The sequence below is a fragment of the Tundrisphaera lichenicola genome (assembly GCF_051175385.1).
Taxonomy (GTDB): Bacteria; Planctomycetota; Planctomycetia; order Isosphaerales; family Isosphaeraceae; genus Tundrisphaera; species Tundrisphaera lichenicola.
In genome coordinates, this window is sequence record NZ_CP195106.1 from 6,059,033 (window position 1) to 6,079,377 (window position 20,345).

14 protein-coding genes and 1 pseudogene are annotated in these 20,345 nt (G+C 66.1%); 4 read left to right on the plus strand and 11 right to left on the minus strand.

Translation table 11 applies throughout. The features are described 5' to 3' along the window. Nucleotides 1-58: 58 nt before the first annotated feature. Nucleotides 59-589 (minus strand): ribosomal protein S18-alanine N-acetyltransferase, encoded by a 531-nt coding sequence (gene rimI, locus P12x_RS23835; RefSeq protein ID WP_435007479.1) that lies wholly within the window; start codon nt 587-589, stop codon nt 59-61. 466 nt (nt 590-1,055) lie between these two features. Beyond that, nucleotides 1,056-2,006: a DUF1571 domain-containing protein gene (locus P12x_RS23840; protein ID WP_435007480.1), complete on the minus strand. Its 951-nt coding sequence runs from the start codon at nt 2,004-2,006 to the stop codon at nt 1,056-1,058. 427 nt (nt 2,007-2,433) lie between these two features. On the opposite strand from P12x_RS23840, the gene P12x_RS23845 reads away from it, so the two are divergent. Together P12x_RS23845 and P12x_RS23850 are read left to right on the plus strand one after the other, a co-directional pair. Further along, nucleotides 2,434-3,111, plus strand: coding sequence for an MBL fold metallo-hydrolase (locus tag P12x_RS23845; protein ID WP_435007481.1), 678 nt, complete (start codon nt 2,434-2,436; stop codon nt 3,109-3,111). A gap of 17 nt (nt 3,112-3,128) precedes the next feature. Next, entirely contained in the window at nt 3,129-3,848 is a 720-nt protein-coding gene (locus tag P12x_RS23850; protein WP_435007482.1) for a metallophosphoesterase, read from the plus strand. 48 nt (nt 3,849-3,896) lie between these two features. Here P12x_RS23850 and P12x_RS23855 read toward each other — a convergent pair whose 3' ends face one another. The 9 genes and pseudogenes from P12x_RS23855 to P12x_RS23895 all read right to left on the minus strand — a co-directional run bounded on the left by P12x_RS23855 (nt 3,897) and on the right by P12x_RS23895 (nt 16,425). Then, on the minus strand, nt 3,897-5,855 hold the full coding sequence (locus P12x_RS23855; RefSeq protein ID WP_435007483.1) for a peptidyl-prolyl cis-trans isomerase: 1,959 nt from the start codon (nt 5,853-5,855) through the stop codon (nt 3,897-3,899). A 135-nt stretch (nt 5,856-5,990) separates the two neighbouring features. Beyond that, complete coding sequence (gene mfd / locus P12x_RS23860) at nt 5,991-9,269, minus strand: transcription-repair coupling factor (protein ID WP_435007484.1); 3,279 nt, start codon at nt 9,267-9,269, stop codon at nt 5,991-5,993. Nucleotides 9,270-9,397: 128 nt separating this feature from the next. Next, a complete protein-coding gene (locus tag P12x_RS23865; RefSeq protein WP_435007485.1) occupies nt 9,398-10,189 on the minus strand; it encodes a hypothetical protein in 792 nt (263 codons plus the stop codon). Nucleotides 10,190-10,291: 102 nt separating this feature from the next. Further along, nucleotides 10,292-12,166: a hypothetical protein gene (locus P12x_RS23870; RefSeq protein ID WP_435007486.1), complete on the minus strand. Its 1,875-nt coding sequence runs from the start codon at nt 12,164-12,166 to the stop codon at nt 10,292-10,294. A 27-nt stretch (nt 12,167-12,193) separates the two neighbouring features. After that, the gene (locus P12x_RS23875) at nt 12,194-12,844 is read right to left on the minus strand and encodes a hypothetical protein (protein ID WP_435007487.1); all 651 of its coding nucleotides are present in this window, start codon (nt 12,842-12,844) and stop codon (nt 12,194-12,196) included. A 38-nt stretch (nt 12,845-12,882) separates the two neighbouring features. Continuing rightward, complete coding sequence (locus P12x_RS23880; RefSeq protein WP_435007488.1) at nt 12,883-13,173, minus strand: DUF6881 domain-containing protein; 291 nt, start codon at nt 13,171-13,173, stop codon at nt 12,883-12,885. An 11-nt stretch (nt 13,174-13,184) separates the two neighbouring features. Beyond that, nucleotides 13,185-13,418 (minus strand): annotated as a pseudogene (locus P12x_RS23885) (HYD1 signature containing ADP-ribosyltransferase family protein); the annotation flags it as partial. A gap of 111 nt (nt 13,419-13,529) precedes the next feature. Further along, nucleotides 13,530-14,507: an AAA family ATPase gene (locus tag P12x_RS23890; RefSeq protein ID WP_435007490.1), complete on the minus strand. Its 978-nt coding sequence runs from the start codon at nt 14,505-14,507 to the stop codon at nt 13,530-13,532. Between the two features lie 121 nt (nt 14,508-14,628). Beyond that, the gene (locus P12x_RS23895; protein WP_435007491.1) at nt 14,629-16,425 is read right to left on the minus strand and encodes a serine/threonine-protein kinase; all 1,797 of its coding nucleotides are present in this window, start codon (nt 16,423-16,425) and stop codon (nt 14,629-14,631) included. A gap of 240 nt (nt 16,426-16,665) precedes the next feature. Here P12x_RS23895 and P12x_RS23900 point away from each other — a divergent pair, with 240 nt between their 5' ends. Both P12x_RS23900 and P12x_RS23905 read left to right on the plus strand, forming a co-directional pair. Continuing rightward, nucleotides 16,666-17,394 carry an ABC transporter ATP-binding protein gene (locus P12x_RS23900; RefSeq protein WP_435007492.1) on the plus strand — a complete coding sequence of 243 codons (729 nt, stop codon included), beginning with the start codon at nt 16,666-16,668 and terminating at the stop codon, nt 17,392-17,394. 124 nt (nt 17,395-17,518) lie between these two features. Then, nucleotides 17,519-20,263 carry a Gldg family protein gene (locus tag P12x_RS23905; RefSeq protein ID WP_435007494.1) on the plus strand — a complete coding sequence of 915 codons (2,745 nt, stop codon included), beginning with the start codon at nt 17,519-17,521 and terminating at the stop codon, nt 20,261-20,263. Nucleotides 20,264-20,345 lie beyond the last annotated feature (82 nt).

Consider the following 20,345-nt stretch of genomic DNA (forward strand, 5'->3'; position numbering starts at 1 on the left):
CGATGATCCCGCCTCCGGCTCCCGATCCGCCCCCGCCAGGTCGATCCAAGTTCCGATTTCAGTGGCCGAGTTGCTTGGCGATCCGGTTGACCGGGACCAGCTCGTCTTCGACCGAGTTGTCGAACAGATAATGCATCAGGAAGGCGTCTTCGCCGGTATCCTGGAAGTGATCGCGGACGACTTCGACCGCCCGGAAGTTCTGGACCCGGTAGAAGAGTTGTGCGGCGAGATTGGTCTCGCGAACGTGGAGGACGACCCGAGTCCGTCGATGGCTGGAGAGCTTGCCGATGAGCTTCTCGACCATTTGCCGGCCGATGCCCTGGCGACGGAATTCGGGATGAACGGCGAAGTCGAGCACATTGAGTCGGTTCTTGTGGAGTTCATAGATCATGAACCCGACGACCCGCTCGCCCAGCTCGGCCACCATCCCGATGCAATTCCGCTGGCGGAGGACCCGGAGGAATTCCTCCTCGCACCAGGGGAAGTCGAACCCGGCGTGCTCGATCGCGAGGACCTCGGGCATATCGCGCCGGATCATCCAGCGGATATGGACGCGGACCTGTGCCCTGCTGATCGGGACCGTGCTCATCGAGCCTCCTTCCATGGACTTGGCTTATTCGGACGAGACCGCGTCGCCCTGCCTGGCGGACGCGGTCGGCGTATTAGGAAAGACCCGCATCATCCTGACGGCGGCCAGCGACTCGGTATCGGAATGGAGGCCCCGGGCCACGTCCGATCGGGAAGTCCTCCGGTCGGCGAGCGACCCCCCCGAGGCGTGGCGGATTCTAGCGAAGGGGCACTCCCCTGCCAAGGTCGCTTCGAGGTCCGAAACGGGGGAGATAGGCAGACCTTGCCGAGGAGCCGGGCCAATCCCGGGCACACATCCACCGACACACCATTTATCGGCCGACCCCAATTCGATCGTGAGGATTGTGACGGGCATTTCCACCGACAAAGGGGGAGAACCGCTCCCCCCGCGCGCGAAACGATCGGCCGGAGTCGAGGACTCCGGCCGATCGAGGCTCATCGGTCACTACCGCGGGACCTCGGGTCGATCAGAATCGGCCGTAGGAATATTGCGAATTCTTAGGGTCGAAGTCGCGATCCTTCAGCCCCAAGTTCACTCGGAGGTTGACATAGGTGTATTCCTCCATCAAGAGGGGCTCGGCCCCCGGCTTCGCGGGCCAGTCGTAGGCCTCGAAGCGGATCGGCAGGTTGAGTTCCTTGTCGATGTAGAGCTTGACCTTGTGGAAGAGGAGATCCTTCCCCGGGGAAGGGTGGGTTGCCTCGATCATCGTGCAGGGCCGACCGGCGACGTTGGCCTGGGGGTGGAAGATGACCTGGGCATTGGCCGGGGTGAGGTCGTGAGTCCATCGCTCGCGGATCGTCTCGATCATCGATCCGAGCCCGGCCTCGGTGACCGGGTGTCGGTTCTCCTCCATCGCCATCCCGCCCTTGGGGTCCAGGTGCATGGTCCCCGCGACCATCCGCCCCAACCCCACATCATGCGCCAGGATCTTGTTGTGGTTCCGGCCGTGGACGTAGATCGCCTCGCGGCCGGCGTTGGGCTGGATGAACTTGAAATAGAGGCTCGGCGGGCTGGTCCGGGCCTTCATCACCATGACGTGAGGGGTGTAGAGCTGCCCGTCGACCCGCTCTCGCTTGTAGAAGGTGCAGCTATAGTCCTCGACCAGTCGGTAACGGTTGGCGCAATCCCCGATCATCCTCCGGGCTCGGGCGAACGGGTCGAGGCTGGCGGTCTGGGAGTGATCGACGTCGAGGACCCCACGCGCCGCCGAGTTCTCGGGAGGAGTTGCGGCGATCCTCGGGCTGGACGGCTCCTCGCGCTTCTCGTTCGAGGGGCTCGGCTGCTCCTGTGCGGTGGTTTCGCGGGTCGACCCGCCGAGCAGCAGGATCAGCCCGAAGCCGACGCTACCGATTCGACCGGCCTTCGAAGGCCAGCGATCGGGGAGGCGGCTTCCCAAGACTTCGGCGATCTGGTCCATGGGTCGTCCTTCATATCCGATACACGGCGTTGAACCTCGTCGAAGCTCATTTCAAGGATCGAGAAACGAAGCTTCGGGTTCTCCACCGAGAGCCGGCGGATCGAGAAAGGTGTGGACCGTCCCATCGGTATTGTCGATTTGCGATTCGACTCGGGACTAGCCCGCGTCGGTGAGAAGCAAATGTCGCGCCAAAAATTCCACGCGGATAGATTCAGAAATCCTCGCCCGGCGAGGGGAATTGAAACGATCATCCGACCCGCCCGTGTCCGCCTGCCTCGCTTCGGATTGTCATTCTTGCTCGGCGATGCGTCGTATCTACAAGATCGGGCCTCGACGGTATGATCGAAATCGAGCCTGGTTCGGCGACGGGTCCGGGTGGATTCGTCGACGGCCCAAGCGGATTGAAACCGCGAGCGAGGGGATGTCGATGTCGGGTCCGAATTACGAGTTGCTCTGCGTCGAGTCGGCCCCATTCGCCGAGAATGCGTACGTACTCCGGAGGGCGGGGGGGTCGGAGGCCCTGGTGGTCGACCCGAGCTTCGACACCGACCCGATCTTCGAGTTCCTCGATCGCGAGGGACTGAACCTCTCGGCGATCCTGAACACTCACGGCCATGCCGACCACATCGCCGGCAACGCCTCGATCAAGGAAATTTTCCCCAACGCCCCCCTGATCATCGGCCGGAACGACGCCCCGCTCCTGACCGATCCCGAGGCGAACCTGAGCGCCCCCTTCGGGATGCCGCTGACCAGCCCGCCCGCCGATCGCCTGGTCGACCACGGGGAGCGGATCGAACTGGCCGGATTCAGCTTCGAGGTCCGCGAGATCCCCGGCCACAGCCCGGGATCGGTGGTCTTCGTCTGCCTCGACGGCGAGAGCAACTTCGTTCTGGGGGGAGATGTCCTGTTCGCGGGCTCGGTCGGTCGGACCGACCTGGCCTATGGGGATGGCCCGCTCCTGTTCGCCGGGATCCGTTCGAAGCTGTTCGACCTGCCCGACTCGACGGTCGTCTACCCCGGTCACGGGCCGGAGACCACCATCGGCCGCGAGCGGCGGACCAACCCGTTCGTGGGCGAGAACCCCGGGACCTACCGTCTCGACTGAACTCGATCGGACGAATCATGGCCCTCTGGGCGATTGCCGACCTGCACCTTTCGAACTCCCGGCCCGACCGTCGCGAGCGATACGCCGCCCGATGGCGCGACCACGCCGAGAAGATCGCCGAGCAATGGCGAGCCGTGGTCGCGCGCGACGACCTGGTCCTCTTGCCCGGCGACCTGTCGATGGCCCGGAACCATCGGGATCTCCAGCCCGACCTCGCCTGGATCGACCGGCTTCCGGGGACCAAGGTCCTCTCCCCGGGCAACCACGACGCCTGGTGGAACAACGTCGATGCGATCCGGCCGATGCTCCGCCGGTCGATGATCGCGGTTGGGGGCGATGCCGTGGCCACTCACGGGGTGGTCGTCTGCGGAAGCCTGGGCGCCCCCGTCCCGCCCGAGGATGCCGAGCCGGCCACCACGACCGCCTCGGATCGCGAACTGGCCGCTCTCGACCGGGCCCTGGAGCAAGCCGCGGGATTGCGGGCCGAAGGTCAGCCCCTCTATGTCCTCTGGCACTATCCGCCCTTCGACCAGCACCGACGCCCCGGCCCCTGCGTCGAGCGCTTCGAGCAGGCGAAAGTCACCGCCTGCGTCTACGGCCACCTCCACATCGAGGGCCAGTGGTCGATGGCCGTCCAGGGCGACGTGCGAGGGGTCCGCTACCAGTGCGTCGCCGCCGACGCCATCGGCTTCCGGCCGCTCCGTCTCGACAAGCCATCGATGGGTTCCTGGCGATGAGCCCCCTTCGAGTTCGGGAGGGATGTGCCAGCCAGGGTGGGGGAGGAATCAGCGGGTCGAGACCGGCTGGATCGACGAATCTTTCTGGCGGGCAAGCTGCGGGTCGCTCTCCGTCTTGTCGAACATCGTGCGGATCAGCGTCCTCGCCCGGAGCTTTTCGAGGTAGGTCTCGACAGCCTTCTGATAGTTCTGCTGCATGACCATCGGCTTGATCTTGTCCTGGACCTCGTCGAACCGGAGCGGCCCGGCCTCTCGACGGGACTCGACCCGGACGATGTGGAACGTGCCGGGGGCTTCCAGGATCGTGCTGATCTGCCCGACCGGGAGCCGGTCGAGTTCCTGATTGACTACCGAAATCCCGTAGCTCCCGGGCGTCATGTCGACATAGAGGCCACCCTGGCTGGCGGTCGGGCCGGAACTTACCGCTTTGGCGACGGCGGCGAAATCCTCATCCCGGAGCAATCGGGCCAGCGCGGCCTCGGCCTGCTTTCGGGCCTCGGCCCGGCTGGGATACTTGTCGCAGCTGATCTCGATCTCGCGCCAGCTGAACCGGGCGGGCTGCTCGAAGCTGGAGAGATGCTCGTTGTAGAAGGCCCGCTGCTCGGCGAGGTCGCACGTCACCTTGTTCTGAATCTGCGAGTTGAGGAACTCGTGGGCCATCACCTTCTTGTGGAAGGAAGCCTTCAACGCTTCATACGACTTGCCCTGTTCCGCGAGCTTTCGCTTCAGCTCGTATTCGTTGGCCGAGTTCGTCTGGTTGAGCAGCGGAGGGAGTTCGTCCTCTCTCCACTTCTTGTCGATGAAATCGTCGAACCCTTTCTGCGCCTTCGGGTTGCTCATCTTTCGGCGAGCTTCCTGGAGGATCACGGCCTGGTCGATCATGTTGTCGAGCGAATGAGCGGCGACCATGTTGATGAATTGCCGACGATCGCTCTCGGACGGGGGAGCCGACCCCTTCAACTCTTCGAGCCGCTGGGCGACCACCGCGTTCAGTTCCTGGATCGTGATGATCTCATCCCCGACGGCGGCGGCCCGGAGCGTGGCGAAGGGAAGTTCCTTCGGCCTCTCCGGCGTCATCCGGAGCGCGGTCGGATCTCCGTTGACGCGCCGGATCTCGGGATCCGCCATTGGAATTGAGGCGCTTTCCATCCCGGGCATGGGGAGGGGTGCAATCGGTTCCACCACCGGCACGGGTCCGGGGGCCATCGCGGGTGGCGGTGCACCCAGGTCCGGGGGGGTCGAGAGATCGGGCGTGGGGCTGAGATCCAGCGGCGGAGGGGCCGGGAGCGTCACCTCTGACGGTGCTTGGGCCGGTCGAGGGCGTGGCGAGGCCGGGCCGGGAACCTGAGGTCGGGCCACTCGCGGTCGTTCTTCCGAGAGCGGGGCCGGGCATCCGGACACGGTCGAGACGGCCGGGTCGGCCTGAAGTCGGGCGGTCGCGGGGGCCTGCCCGGCAAAGGGGGCCGGTCGCCCCATCGGCCTCGACGGCTCGCGGTCGACCGGGTCCTCGATTGGCGGCATCTCCGGCAGCGTCGAGGGGACGACCGTCGGGTCGATCTGAGGCCTCGGGGGAGTGGCAGAAGCGGCCCTGGTGGCGGAGTACCGGACCGGGGCCGGGGCAGGAGCCGCGGGACGACGGCTCGACGGACCGGGGCGGCCCGAGAACGGGAAGTGGCCCCGGATCATCGAGGAGAGGCCGCTCCGTCGATAACCCGAGCGGAGCGACTGTTCCAGCGGGGGCTCGCTCGTCAACGAGACCGGCTCGGGCAGGACCGGGGCCGGGGGAACCACGGCGGCCGGGCCGGATTCCCGAGGGTCGGTCGGGACGCTCGATCGCGGGAAGCGGGAGATCCCGACGCCCCCGTTGATCGTCTCGTCGAGGGGAGGGATGGTCGACAAGCCGACCGGCGGGAGCCCGCTGGGGTCGGGGCCGACCTGCGCCTGGCTGGCCTGGGTCTGGGCGGCCAGGACCATCCCGACGATTCCCGCGACAACGCGACGATCCATGGCGATCCTCCGTCCCATCCGATTGGGAACATGATCGACCTCGCGAGTTGCCGGCTTCGATTGGGGGGCAGGTCGTGCGGGGAGAGTCCCCGAAATCCGAGTCAGGACACTCGGCCGGGGGAGGATACTCGCGACTCAGGATGCCTGCAAGAGCGATCTCAGGGCCGGGGCCACGATCGAGCCTTTCGGGAATTTCTCCTCGGAGTCCAGAGGGACGTACGCCGTCCGATCGTCGACGACCCGGATCTTGCCCGGCCGGAGCTTGGCCAGCGCCTCGATCCTCCGGGCGCTCCGATAGGTCAGGACCGCGTACTCGTCCTCGACGTGAATCCGGGACAACTGCCATCGCTCGGCCAGGATTCGCAGCTCGGCCTCGGTCAGCATGTTTTCCGAGGGGAGTGACAGCGGGCCGAAGCGGTCGACCAGCTCCTTCCGGAAGTCTTCGAGTCGCTCCAGGCTCCGGATCCTCCCGAGTCTCCGATACAGCTCGACCTTCACCTTGGGGCCGGGCACATAATCCTTGGGCAGATACGCCCGCCAGGAAAGCTCGATCGAGCAGTCGAACTTCGCGTTGTCGGGCTTGTTTGTCAGCGACTTCACGGCCGATTCCAGGAGCGAACAGTAAAGCTCGTATCCGACGCTCTCGATGTGGCCGGATTGCTCGGCCCCCAGGATGTTGCCCGCCCCCCGGATCTCCAGGTCTCGCAAGGCGATCTTGAACCCCGCCCCCAGCTCGGTGAACTCCTCGATCGCCTTGAGCCGCTTGACCGCGTTGGGCGTGACCGGACGATCCGACTCCAGGAGCAGGTAGGCGTACGCCCGGTGCTTGTACCGGCCGACCCGCCCCCGGAGCTGGTGGAGGTCGGCCAGGCCGTACTTGTCGGCCTCGTCGATGAAGATGGTGTTGACGTTGGGGATGTCCAGGCCCGACTCGATGATGGTCGTCGCCAGGAGGATATCCGCCTCGTGGCGGAGGAAGGCCAGCATGGTCTTTTCGAGGGCCTCGCCCCCCATCTGGCCGTGACCGATCAGGATTCGGGCCTCGGGGACGATCGCCTGGAGCTTGTCCTTGACCGTTTCGATGTCGTAGATCCGGTTGTGGACGAAGTAAATCTGGCCGTCGCGGTTCAGCTCGCGGTGGATCGCCCGCTTGACGGTCTCGGGGTCGAACCGGGTGATCCGGGTCTCGATCGCCTTCCGGTCGGGCGGGGGGGTCTCCAGGTTCGAGATGTCGCGGAGCCCGAGGAGGCTCATATGAAGGGTCCGGGGAATCGGCGTCGCCGAGAGAGTCAGGACGTCGACCGTCGCCCGGAGCGACTTCAGCCACTCCTTGTCCTCGACCCCGAATCGCTGCTCCTCGTCGATCACGACCAGCCCGAGATCCTTGAAGGTCACGTCTTTCTGGACGATCCGGTGCGTCCCGATCAGGATATCGACGCCGCCGGTCCGGGTCCGTTTGAGGACGTCGCGGACCTCCGACTTGGGCCGGAACCGGCTGACGGCCTCGATCGTGAACGGGAATTCGGCCATCCGTGCTGAGAAGCTCCGGTGGTGCTGCTCGGCCAGGATCGTGGTCGGGACCAGGACCGCCACCTGTTTCCCGGCATCGACCGCCTTGAATGCCGCCCGGATCGCGACCTCGGTCTTGCCATAACCCACATCGCCGCAGATCAGTCGGTCCATCGGCTGGGGGCGTGCCATGTCCTGCTTGAGGGCCTCGATCGCCGAGAGCTGGTCGGGCGTCTCCTGATAGGGGAAGGCGGCCTCGAACTCGGCCATCCAGTGCGAGTCCTCGGCGGGATAGGCGATCCCCGGCTCGCTGGCCCGAGCGGCCTGGATGTCGATCAGCTCGGCGGCCAGGTCGACCACCGCGTCGGCCACCCGCTTCTTGCGCTTCTCCCACGAGGACGAGCCGATTTTCGAGAGCGCGGGCTCCCCCTTGCCGCCGCCGACGTACTTCTGGACAAGGTCGATCTTGGCGATCGGGACGAACAGCTTGGTCCCCTCGGCGAACTCCAGGAGCAAGGTCTCCTCGTCGTGATCCTCCCCCCGCTTGACGAGCTGGAGCCCGCGATATCGGGCGATCCCGTGATTGACGTGGACGACCAGGTCGCCTTCGTTGAGGTCGAGGAAGCTGTCGATGGCCCGCGACTCGTAGCGCCGACGGGTCGCCGGTCTCCGGATATCGGACCGGGCGAATAGCTCGTGATCGCCGATGACGAGGGTCTGGGCGTCGATCAGGTGGAATCCCGACCGGACCCGCCCGACCGTCAGTTCGAGCCGGCCCGAATCGGCGATCGCCGTCCCGGCGAAGACCTCGCCCAGCCGCTCGACCTCGGCCGGGTTGTGGCAAGCGATCAGGACCCGATCCCCGCCCGAGGCGGCGTCGAGTTCGAGCTTGACCTTGCCCAGCTCGCCGGAGAACCGCTCGATCGACTCGATCCGGAGGTGGCAGGTCGCCTCCAGCGAGTCGGCCGAGAGGGTGGACAGGGCGATCGAGGGATGCTTGACCAGCCGGGCGAACGTCGATTCGGCGGTGAACATCCCAGTCTTGTCGTCGAGGCGGCCTAGGTAGTGGCGGGCCTCCTCGCGGAGATCGTTGGGCTCCACCAGGGCGACCCAGGTCCCTTCCGGGAAGGCGTCGGCGGCATGACCGAAGGCGGTCGGATCGTCGCCGTCGAATCGAGGGGTGGCGGTAAGGTCCACCTCGTCGAGCTTGCCGAGCGAGCGCTGGGTCCCGGCGTCAAACGGGCGGATCGACTCGACCTCGTCGCCGAAGAACTCGACGCGGACGGGGTCGGAGGCATCGGGCGGGAAGACGTCGAGGATCCCGCCCCGGACGCTGAACTCGCCCGGGACCTCGACCACCTCGACGCGGAGCATACCCTTCTCGATCAGCCAGGCCGTCAGTTCCTCGACCCGCACGGAGTCTCCCAGCCTGAGGCGTCGGGAGGAGCGGGCCAGGACTTCCGCCGTCGGTACCGGCTGGAGGAACGCCTGCATCGGGGCGACCACGAACCGGGGGGGTGCTGGGCCTCGCAGGGCCTTGACGACCCGGAGCCTCCGACCGAATACCTCGTCCCCCGGCCCGGCCTCGCGAGGGAGCTTATCCCAGGCCGGCAAGACCTCCGGGGCGATCCCGGCGAAGGTGGCCACGTCGTCGCGGAAGTCGTCCACGTCCCCCACATGGGCCAGGACGATCACGAGCGACTTCGGGGCGTGCAGGCCCAGTCCTGCCGCGACCAGGGGGCCGGCCGAGCCCCAGGCGCCGTCAATCGTGGCACTCCGCCCATTCTTCAAGGCGGCCAGGACCTCGGGGAACCCCGGCGCCCGCTGGATCAAGCGGGTCAGATCCTTCAACTCGCGGGTTGGGCGGGGGGTCGCGGTTCCGGTCTTGGTTGTGGGCTCGGGCATGAGGATATACCGGTGATGAGGAGGTCCGTCGCCCGCATCGCTGAAGTCAAGGGAGGAATTCTAGGTGCGAATCGCCGGGACGCCAAGGACGAAACCTCCGTCGAGCGCCATCCTCCCGATTTCCGGTTTCATCGCTTCAGGTTCGAAGCCAGTCGCGATCCCATCGGAGGGGGCGGCGTGGAATGAGCCGGTTCGATCCGAGGTCGAGAGACGACACGGTCCAGGGTCGCGATCAGATCCGCCGAATCGCAGGGAAGTTCGAGGCAGGCCGAGGCCCCGGCCGCCCTCGAGGCGCGGACGGTCGCCCGATCGGCAAAGCCCAGGAGTGCAACGACCGTCGAGGTTGTGGCTCGTCGGGAAAGCTGAGCCCCCCACCCAGCCTCCAGGACAGGCACGTCCCAGACCACCGGGCAATCCGGGGCGAGTTCCGACCAGTCTCGCCGGGCCTCGGCGAGATACCCGGCCGATCGACAGGTCTCGGCCAGGGCGACCCGGAGTTCTCGATCGGTGCTGACCAGCGCGACCCGGGGCCGGTTGCCCCCGGCACGGGGGGCCGATCCCGATTCGAGAGCATGCCTCGCGACCGTATCAAGGGCCGTGGCCTCGGGGATCACGACCTCGACGAGCCTGGACCAGCACTCGACGTCGGCATAACGGGCCTGAGGCCCGACGCAGAGGATGATCCGCGGCGGGCGTTCCCATCTCGATCGGAGCCCCACGACCCGATGGGCATCGGCGACGGTCAGGTGCCTCCGGTGGAGGATCACGGCCGGAGGGGCCACCCCGTCGATGGGCCAGGAGTCGGGAAGGTCGTCGGGATGGTGGAACCGTCGAGCGCGCGGGATCGCGTCGGCAATCGCGACGACCCAGGGGTCGTCCAGGTCCCCCAGGAACCAGGGCGCGCGATCGGACCCCTCCATGGCGCAAAGTCTCCCATCCGTCAAGGTTCGGATCGGTCCGGGCAAGACGCTAGCAGATCGCCCCGATTCCGGCAAGCGTACTCGTGATCGTGCCCGCGAGCCTCAGAGGTCGCGGATGAAGTCGGCGGCGTAGGAACGGACCTCTTTCCCATTCAGGACGTGGAACCTCCGGAGTCGCTCGACGAGCTGGCCACCGAATCGACCGAGCGGGAGATGGACCACCTTCTTGCCAAAACGCCGGGCGAGCCTCTTCCAGGAAGCGGGCGGGGGCTTGGGGCAGACCACCGCGACGTGGCGTTCCTTGCTGTGGAGGAAAGCCCCGGCCAGGAGCCGTTCCTCCAGCGTGTCGGCGAAGTCGAGCCGGGGATCGCCCCAGATATCGGGGATCGGCCGAGGCGGGAAGAGGAACATGGCCCCGCCATACTCGGCCTGAGCGATCCCGGGCCCGACGAAATTCTTCATCGCGTCGGTCCCGAAGAACGCCAGGGTCGATTCCTCGGCGTGCTCGGCATACCAGGTCGCTCGATTGGTGTAGATCTGGGGGTCGGCGGGGGTGTCGAACAGGAAGACGACGATCTCGATCGTCCCCCGACTGGGCGGGAGGACCTTCACGTACAGGTCCCCGGAGTGCCAGTTCCGGAGGGTCTCGCGGATGTCGAGGCCATCCATCACGCTGGAGGTAAACTTCTCGGATCGGGCCAGGTCGGCCCCGAGGATCGCCTTGGCCTGGTCTCGGACGTGGCGCTGGAAACTCTCGATCCGGTCATCCTCGGGCGGCCACGAGCACATGCTGAACGGGTTCCAGCGCTGTTTCCAGGCCTTCTTGTCGCGATCCCTGGGGCGGGTCCGCAACTGGCACGACCGCCATTCCAACGACTGGCCCGGCAACCGGCTGACCATCTTCGCCGTCCCCCAGCCGGGGACCTCGGCGCGATTCACCCCCATCCGGAGGGCCGAGTCGAACTCGCCCACGTCGCTGTAAGGGTACTCGCGGGCCGCCTCGCCGATCGCGATCGCCAGGTCATCGCCGGCCGTCTGCTGGGCCGCGACGACCAGCGAGTAGAGGTCGGGCGTGAGCCTCCGCTCGATCAGCGAGAGATTCCGGACGTATCGGAAGTAGACCGAGAGTAGCTGGGGAGTCACCCTGGCCGCGACCTTCGGCAACCGCTCCTTGAGCACGTCGCGGGCCCGGAGGACCATCTCCTTGACTCCGTCGACCGAGAGATTGTCGTCGGGGGTCAACTCGCGTCGCCCTCGCTCATAGAGTCCCGTCAGGAACGGCAACTCGCCCAGCAGGAAGACCAAAGTCCTGGGATCGACCCCGAACGTCTGGATCGGCGCGAAGAATGGGGCGGGCTCGGTCGGCTCGATTTCTCTGGTGTAAGCATCCCGGATCCAGGGCCAGTCGGTCAGCGAACAGACCAGCAGGATCGACCTGTGCCGGGCCTCCAGTTCTCGGAGCCTTGAGGCCATCCACGCGATCCGGCGTTCTTGCTGGCCGCTCGATGGAGGACCGAGGATCGGCAGGACGGCCGCGGCGAACCCTTCGGGGCTCACCTTTTTCAAGGCATATGGGTCGGGGAAGACCTGAGAACTCGCCATGAAGCGGGGCGTCTCCATGTCGATGAAGGCGCGGGCCATCCGCTCCCCCATCGCCAGCCGGAGCGCGGCGATCACCCCCTGGCAAGGGTCGATCGGAACGTAGCTGAAGCCGGTCTCGCCATCATCGGGAGCGTCATCATCGTCCGAGTCGACATCGAGTTGAGCGACGACCGAGATCGCCGGCAACTGCTCGATCGCGGCCTCCACGTCCTCCTGAAACGAGGGGGGCAGGGGGACCGCCACGCAGTCATAGGGGCGGGCCAGCAACTCCTCGCGGACCCGGATCGCGAAGTCGCCCGAGCCATGAATGATCGGCATCACCCGGATCCGCGGGCCGATCCGGAGGAAGTCTTCGGACGTGGGGCGGTCGGACATCGTCGAGCCTCTTTTCAATCCCGAGCTTCAGATCCGCCGACCCATGACAATCATCGACACGACATCGAACAAGGGCTGGGCCACGATCGCAGCCATCCAGTAGAGCCCGATCAATCGGCCCAACCGATCGATCAGTCCTCGCTGGACCCCGCCCGGCGTGACAAGCCGCGAGATGATCCAGGTCGCCGCGACGGCCACCCCGGCGGAGTAGGCCAGGTCGCCGGGCGAGAGGTCCGGCATCGCCGGTTCGAACGCCGGGAAACGGGGTGATCCGAGTGGCGAACTCAGGCAGGCTTCCACCAGAAGGACGACCGAACGCCTCGCCAGGTAGATGACGATGGCGACCGAGGCAGACAGGCAAGCCAGGAAGCCGGGCTTACCGAACAGGGGAGTCGAGAGGAGCCCGGGCCGCCGCAATTGAATGAGCGACAAGCCCAGTGTGAGCGAGCCCATGATCGGTATGGACATCTCGAAGGGACTCACGGCGACCTCGAGATTTGAGGAGATCGAAGAATAAGGGGTGTAGAACGTCCAGCCGATGACCTCCCGACGGTTCTCCATCCCGAGCCAGGCCAGTCCGAAGGCGAAAGCCGCGATAAGAATCATCGCGTCCGATAGCCCGAAACGCTCTCGGGACGCCGGGAAAGTCGGTGGCAGGGGAATCGGAGCATCGCCCATGGAAGTCGGACTCCGGTGATCGTTCGATGAGCCCATTCTTAGCGGGGCTGGAGGAGTGAGTGAGCGGAGTTCCAGATTCTCTCGAACTCCTGCTCGGAAATCTCCTCGGGTTGAAACTCTTCTTCCCGAGCGATCTCGGCGATCGGAGGAATTCGCTCTTCCCCAAGCCGGGAGGATCCATTGGATTCGATCCGCGAGGCGAACGAGGCCTTGCCGTCGCGAAAGACCTCGACCTTTCGAACCTCCCAGGAATCTCCATCGATTTCGCTGTAGAGCTCTACTGGTTCATCGGGATGATCGTGGATCCAGGTGACGTGGATGTAACGCATTGAGTTGGCCCTCAATCGGGTGCATCGGGCAAGGCTGGTCCACTGGTGACGATTCTGTTCGAGATTTCGAGAGCCTCCTCGCCGGGAATCACGAAAACACCAGGCATTCCCTCAATCCGGCCGAGACCTTCAATCTCGATCGCCACAAAATGCGTGAACCGCTTGCCCTGGAACGGCTGACCTAGAAATAGCCGCGAGAGTTGAGATGGTGTTTTCCCGCCAGGTTCGATGTCGGTCAGATTTTGACCCTCTCCATAACCTCACGTCATTCGGATTTCGGGCTCTGGTCGAGGCCAGCAACACGCCAGATGCGAGGATTCCTCGGAGCCCGATCGCATCGGTGTAATGGTAAAAACTCAATCCTCGTCGTCCTCATCCTCATCCTCATCATCCGCGTCGGGATGCAACGGGTCGCCCGGGTCGAAGAAGAGGTCGCCCAGGCCCATCGGGGCGTGCTGGCCTCCCATGGCTCGGCGCTTCCTCCGGGCCAGCTCTTCCAGGTCGGCGGCCTCTTCCCCCAGGACGCACAGGAGGGATTCTCTCCAGGCGGCGTCGCGGCCGAGGGGGTGGTCCGGGTTCTGGGCCATTCGCTTGATGGCGAACCTCAGGACGTTCAGGCCGTCCCTCGGGGAGAAGTCGAGCCTCAGGGCGTGGGCCTGCTGGAGGAAGTCGACCGTCAGGGCGAGCAATTCCGAAGAGGCGAACGGGAGGTGATACTTGAGGATCTCCATCTCGTCGTCGCGCTCGGGGAAGCCGAGGGTGAGCGTCGGCTGGAGCCTCGACAGGATGTAGTCGGGGACCTCGTAAGTCGACTCGTCCTCGTTCATCGTGACGCAGCAGCGGAAGTCGGGGTGGGCGGGGATGCTGATCCCGGCGACGACGCTTTCGGCGTATCTCCGGTGGTCGAGCAGCGGGGCGAGGCTGGCCCACGACTTCTCATTCATCCGGTTCCCCTCGTCCAGGACGCAGACCCCGCCGGTCAGCATGGCCGAGACCAGGGGCGAGGCGTGGTAGGCGATCTTCCCCGACTCGGCCAGGACCGGGGTGACCAGGAGGTCTTCGGGCCGGGTGTCGGCCGTGCACTGGTTGATATAAAGGGGCTGCTTGCGGAGCAGGGCCGCGGCCATCGCCAGCGTGGTCTTGCCGATCCCCGGCGGGCCGACCAGTCGCGGCGAGAGGGGACGGTCCCGGGGGTCGACCACCAGCCAGCAGGCGAGGAGCTGTCGAAGAATCTCGTCCTGGCCGATCCAGCTCTGATCGGTGGCGTCGGGGGCGCTCAGGTGGAGGTTGACCCCGCCCACCTCGACGGTCTTGGTCCGGTTCGCGCTTGCCATGATGCTCCGGTCGATCGAACGCCTGTGGTCGCGGGCCGTCGGACGGCCTCGCTCGGGTCAATTTCACCAGAATCTCAGTGTAACGCCGCGATCCCTCCCGGGCGAGCCCCGGAAGCCCGACTCAACCCGGGGCGCGTTGCTCGTAATACCGGCTCAGCGACCAGATCCGGTTCACCTGACGGACCACGACGAACCCGGCGATCGCCATCGCGGCCATCACGATATTGGGAAACTGCCGGTCATCCCAGGGCCTGGAAGATCGAACGGCATCGAGCAAGAGGAGCGCATAACCCAGCTCGGCCATCGCCGTCGTGGCCCAGACCAGCCGCGCATTCGCCCCCAGCCCCGAGGCGGCGATCAGCGCGAAGTAGCCCCCGACCAGCGCGGTATTCACCCCCTCGATCAGGCGGAGGATGACCGTGATCATCAGGATATCGACGGCCGACCAGGCCAGCCGGATCGCGCCGGACCACCCTCCTCGTCGGAGCCCCCACTGGAAGGCCGCGGAGGCCGCCGCCCAGAGCCCGTACGTCCCCATGATCGAGGCGTGCAGTCGCTCATCGGGGGCGATCGATCGGGCGTGATTGATCTCGGTCATCAGGGCGACGATCCCCAGCCCCCCCAGTCGGGCGACCAACTCGGGCTCGCGCCGGGTCCAGCGTTGGAGGCGAGAGACCACACCCGACCGACCGGCCTCCACCCCGTCGCCCCGGAGGAACCGCTCCAGGTCCTTCGCCAGCGCATCCGAGGTCGGATACCGCGCGGCGGGGTTCTTCTCCAGGCATTTGAGGCAGACCTGCTCCAGCTCTCGGGGGATCCCGGGCCGGAGCCTCGAAGGAGGGTCGGGCTCGCGTTCGAGGACCTGGACCACGATCTCCATCACCGTCGGGGCTCGGAACGGAGGGCGTCCGGTCATCAGCTCGTAGAGGACGGCCCCGAGGCTGTAGACGTCTGCGGCGGCGGTCAGCGAGTCGTTCTGGCCCGAGGCCTGCTCGGGGGCCATGTAGCTGGGCGTCCCCATGATCGCGCCCGAATGGGTGAGGCCGGAATCGCCCCGGGTCCGCTTGGCCAGCCCGAAGTCGGTGACGTGCGGCTGACCATTGGCGTCGAGCAGGATGTTTGCCGGCTTGAGATCCCGATGCCAGAAGCCCTGGGAATGGGCGTGGTGGACCGCATGGGCCACGGTCGCCACCAGTCGGGCGGCGATCCGTGGATCCTTGCCGCACTCCTCGATCCTCCGGGCCAGGCTCCCCCCTTCGATCAGCCTCATGCTGAAGAAGAACTGCCCCAGGTGCGTCCCGACCTCGAAGATCGGCACGATATGGGGATGGTCCAGGCTGGCGGCGGCCTCGGCCTCGAATCGGAACCGCTGCATCTCCTCGGCCGAGGCCAGGTGCCCGGCCCGGATCATCTTCAGGGCGACCAATCGGTTCAGGCTCTTCTGGCGAGCCCGATAGACTACCCCCATCCCGCCCCGCGCGATCTCCTCCAGGATCTCATAATCGTCGAACTCGCCCAGGATCTCGCGACTCCCGATCCCCGAGGACGGATAGGCGACCGTCGCGTCGGGATCGACCGGCTCCTTGGGATCCGAGGTCCAGAGACTCGTAGGCTCCGGGAGCCCGGCCGGCCGGGAGCGGAAGACGGTCTCGATCTCGGGGGACCATTCCGGGAACCGGTCGAGATATTCTGTCGGCGAGGGATGTTCGCCGAGCGACTCGCGAAAGACTCTCTCCAGGGCCAGGAGTCGGGCGAAGACCGCCCGGCGATCGGGGAGGTCGATCCTCGCCAGAGCCGCATCGAGGTCGGGCCGTCGACCGGAGCGCCATTCGGCCTCGAACCGACTCCGGGCTTCATCGACCCTCCCGGCTGACGAGGGGGTCAGGGTCGGCGGCGGCTCGATCGGTTCCCGGTCCATCGCGGTCCCTCGGAAGGCTTGGGATGATCTCGCCATCGTCCCACAAAAGTCAATCCGGGTCATCGGGCGAAACCGACCGATCCTCCACGGCATTTCGGTCGTAGCAATCCTGAAGGAGCGGTCGCCCAGACCTTGCCGGTTGCATCGACCCGCGGGGGTGGGCATAATCACGTCTTTCCTATGAGCCCCGACGCGGAGCGGAGCGGGGAACATCATCGAGATTCGAGGGACGGCGAAGGTATGGCCACGCCTTTGATGATCGAGGCCCAGAACCTCACCAAGCAATTCGGGCACTTTCTGGCAGTTCGAGACGTCTCGTTCACGATCCCGAAAGGGGAGGTCGTCGCCTTCCTCGGGCCCAACGGGGCGGGCAAGTCGACCACGATGCGACTCCTGACCGGATTCGTGGCTCCCACGCACGGCACGGCCCGGATCGCCGGGATCGACGTCCAGGCCGACCGGATCGGGGTGGCCCAGCATGTCGGCTATCTCCCGGAAAACGGCCCGCTCTACCCGGACATGACGCCGGTGGCCCTCCTCAAGTTCTTCGGGGCGGCCCGCGGGCTCGACCGCAAGACGCTCGCGGATCGGCTCGATGCCGTGGTCCAGCAATGCTCGCTCGACACGGTGGCCCACAAGCCGATCGGCAAGCTTTCCAAGGGGTTCCGGCAGCGGGTCTCGATGGCGCAAGCCCTCCTGCACGACCCCGAAGTCCTGATCCTCGACGAGCCGACCAGCGGGCTCGACCCCAACCAGATCCGCGGGGTCCGCAAGCTCATCCGCGAGCTGGGCCAGTCCAAGACGGTCCTGGTCTCGACCCACATCCTCCAGGAAGTCGAGCCGATCGCCAGCCGGGTCCTGTTCATCCACGACGGTCGGCTCGTCTTCGACGGCAAGCCTTCCGAGATGCGCGTCGGCGGCAAGTCGCTGGAAGACCACTTCCACTCGCTCACGGCCCAACCCGCCTGAAATACCGGAAGAACTCGGGACTGAGGACTGAGGACTCAGCCGTCCGAGCGTTGGCTCAATAACGACGAACGCGATCCAGGTCCTGAGTCCTCAGTCCTCAGCCCTTCGTCTTTGGGGATGAACAGTGACCACCCTCCAGAAGAAGCCGCCCGGCGCACCGGGACAGCCCGGATTGACCGCCGGGAAAGCCGCCTCGCCGATCCGGTTCCACGTGATCCACGCCGTCTTCGACCGGAATTTCCAGGCCTATTTCAGCAATCCGGCCGGTTATGTCTTCCTGACCCTGTTCGTGCTCGTGGGGGCCTGGGCCGCGTTCTGGCGTCCCGAGTTCTTCGCCAATAACCTGGCGAACCTGGAAACCCTCAACGAGTGGATGCCCTACCTGCTCCTGTTCTTCATCCCGGCCATCACCATGAGCGCCTGGGCCGAGGAACGACGGCAGGGGACCGACGAACTCCTCCTCACCTTGCCCGCGCGTGACGTCGAGATCGTCCTCGGCAAATATCTGGCGGCGCTGGGGATCTACACCGTCGCCCTGGCGTTCTCGCTGACCCACGTGGCGATCCTCTACTGGCTAGGCTCGCCGGACCTGGGCGTGATGGTCTCGACCTTCCTCGGCTACTGGCTGATGGGCGTCCTGATGATCGCCATCGGCCTGGTGGCGTCGCTCCTCTCGTCCAACGTGACGGTCGGTTTCATCCTGGGCGCCTTGTTCTGCTCGATCCCGGTCTTCTCCGGGCTGATCGGCCTGGCCTTCGACCCCAGGACCCGCCGGGCGATCGAGGACCTCTCGGTCCCTTCCCAATTCCGCGACTTCGGCAACGGCGTGATCACGGCCTCGGGCGTGTTCTACTTCGTCTCGCTGGCCGCCGCGATGCTCTACCTGAACATGATCCTGCTGGGCCGGAGGCACTGGGCCGGGGGCGAGCGAAGCAAGGGACTGGCCGGCCACTCGCTGGCCCGGGTCGTGGCCCTCGTCGTCGCCCTGATCGGGCTGAATGTCCTGATCGCCAGGTCCGGCGCCCGCTACGATAACAGCGCCGAGAAGCTCTATACCCTCAGCGACGAATCGCGAGCTTTGATCGGTCAGATCCCCGCCGACCGCCCGGTCTACATCCAGGCCTATTACAGCCCCGACGTCCCGCGCGATTACGTCGAGGCCAAGATGCAATTGCTGGGCCTGCTCCGCTCGTACGCCGCCATCGGTGGCGACCGGATCCGGTTGAACCTGGTCGAGGCCGAGCCCTATTCCGCCGCGGCTCGCGAGGCCCAGAAGCGGTTCGGGATCGAGCCCAAGCGGGTGGTGAGCACCGAGGAGGCCCGGCAATCGGCCTCCGATATCTTCCTGGGCGTGGCGTTCACCTCGGGGCTGGATGAGGTGGTCGTGCCGTTCTTCGATCCCGGCCTGCCGACCGAGTACGAGCTGACCCGGTCGATCCGCGTGGTCTCGAAGTCGGGACGGAAGAAGGTCGGGGTCCTCGGGACCGACGTCAAGATGTTGGGCGGGTTCGACTTCCGCTCGATGGGCCAGGAAAGCGAGTGGCAGTTCGTCACCGAGCTGAAGAAGCAATACGAGGTCTCGTCGGTCGCCCTCGACTCGGCGATCCCCGAAGACCTGGACGTCCTCCTGGTGGCCCAACCGTCCGCGATGACGCAGAAGCAGATCGACGCCCTGACCGAGTATGTCCGGCAGGGGCACCCGACGCTCCTCTTCCACGACCCGTTGCCGCTGATCAACCCCCAGCTGGCCCCCGAGGTCCCCAAGATGCCTCCAGGCGGCCCGATGGGCGGAGGCCAGCCCCCCGAGCCCAAGGGGAACATGCAGGCCCTGCTCGACCTCCTCGGGATCGACTCGCCGGGCAACGAGATCGTCTGGAACCAGTACAACCCGCTCCAGTCGATGCCCGAGATCCCGCCCGAATATGTCTTCGTGGCCAAGGGAAGCGGCGGGGCCCAGGCCTTCAACCCCGACGAAGCCGCCAGCTCGGGGCTCCAGCAGCTCGTCGCGATCTTCCCCGGCCTGATCCGCTCGAAGTCCAGCAAGCCCGAGCTGACGCCGCTGCTCCATGTGGGCGGGACCGGCGGGACCCTGCCGTTCTCCGAGGTGGTCCAGCAGAGCTTCATGGGGATCTCCGGCTTCAACCAGGCCCGCCGCCACTTCCCGAGTAACCAGGAATACACCCTGGCCGCCCGGGTCCAGGGCAAGCCCGAAGCGGCGCCGATTCCCAACGAGCCGGCCAAGAAGGACGACAAGCCGGCCCCCGAGATCAAGGCGATCGTGATCGCCGACCTCGACCTGATCTCCGACATGTTCTTCGAGATGCGGCGTCGGAAGATGGACAACCTCGACTTCGACAACGTGGCCTTCGTCCTCAACTGCGTGGACGTCCTGGCCGGCGACGACGCCTACATCGCCCTCCGGAAGCGACGGCCCCAGCATCGGACCCTGACCCGGCTCGAAGAACAGCTCAAGCAGTTCATCCGGCAGAGCCAGGTCGAGACCAAGCAGGCCGACGAGGAGGCCCAGGCGGCCCTCGATATCGCCCAGAAGTCGCTCGACGCCAAGGTTGCCCAGATCCGCGACAACAAGGAACTGGACGAGCGGACCCGCGAGATCAAGCTCCTGGCCCTGGAGAAGGTCGAGAACCGCCGACTCGACGTCAAGAAGGCCGAGATCGAGGATGAGAAGCGGCGCAAGGTCCAGGACAGCAAGGCGTCGATGGAGCAATCGACCCGAGAGATCGAGCGTCAGGTCCGGATCGCCGCCTTCATCGCCGCCCCGCTCCCGGCCCTCCTCCTGGCGGGGTTGGTCTTCGGACGACGCGCCGGTCGCGAGAACCAAGGGGCCAACCCGAACCGATTGGCTTGAGCCGAATCCCCGATTCCCGCCCTCGACGGACGGAGATCCGAGGGGGCGAGGGTCGGGATATCCCACCACCGGCCGAGCCGCA